Below are 784 nucleotides of genomic sequence, written 5' to 3'. Positions count from 1 at the left end.
CATTTATTCCTCTCTCAAACAAATAAATCAAAGACCTTTGATTACAATTCTGACATTTAAAGCATTCACTTCTTAACCACTTCCGAGTAACGTAAGTCGAACTAGGCTCAACTAGTTTCATAACCATAATTAAACTAAGGACAAATTCATGTCACACGTTACCTTCAAAGGCGCTGCTGTACCGCTAACGGGCACATTCCCACAAACAGGTGAAAAGTCACCAAGCTTTGCACTGACTGCAGGCGATCTTTCTGAACTGACTCTTGCTTCTCTTGAAGGCAAGAAAGTAGTTCTAAACATCTTCCCAAGCATCGACACAGCAACTTGTGCAACGAGCGTACGCACGTTCAACGCAAAAGCGGCAGAACTTGAGAACACGGTTGTTGTTTGTATTTCTGCTGACCTACCGTTTGCTGCGGGTCGCTTCTGCGAACTAGAAGGCATTGAAGGCGTTCAACACGCTTCAACTTTCCGTTCTCCTGCATTCGCATCAGACTACGGCGTAGCGATTGCTGAAGGCCCACTATCAGGCCTAACAACACGCGCAGTTGTCGTTGTTGATGAAAAAGGTGTGGTAACACACAGCGAGTTGGTTGCAGAGATCACTGAAGAACCAAACTACGAAGCGGCACTTGCAGCACTGTAAGTCTCACTTTTAGGCAGCAATGCCTTAAGCTCGTATTAACCTAATAGAGGTCAGTACAAAGCAATAAAAAGAGCAGCCATTGGCTGCTCTTTTAGTTTTTAATAATGAACGATTTTTAGATGCCGAAGTAGCAAATCT

1 protein-coding gene is annotated in these 784 nt (G+C 44.0%); it reads left to right on the top strand.

Features of this window, described 5'->3' with window-relative positions; all coding sequences use genetic code 11:
• The first annotated feature begins 148 nt into the window (after nucleotides 1–148).
• Nucleotides 149–646: a thiol peroxidase gene (gene tpx, locus AB4496_RS21535; protein ID WP_009848186.1), complete on the top strand. Its 498-nt coding sequence runs from the start codon at nucleotides 149–151 to the stop codon at nucleotides 644–646.
• Nucleotides 647–784 lie beyond the last annotated feature (138 nt).

The organism is Vibrio sp. 10N.222.46.A1 (assembly GCF_041473595.1).
Taxonomy (GTDB): domain Bacteria; phylum Pseudomonadota; class Gammaproteobacteria; order Enterobacterales; family Vibrionaceae; genus Vibrio; species Vibrio tasmaniensis_A.
The sequence above is the reverse complement of the archived record's forward strand: the minus strand, read 5'-3'. Positions and strand labels throughout refer to the sequence as shown.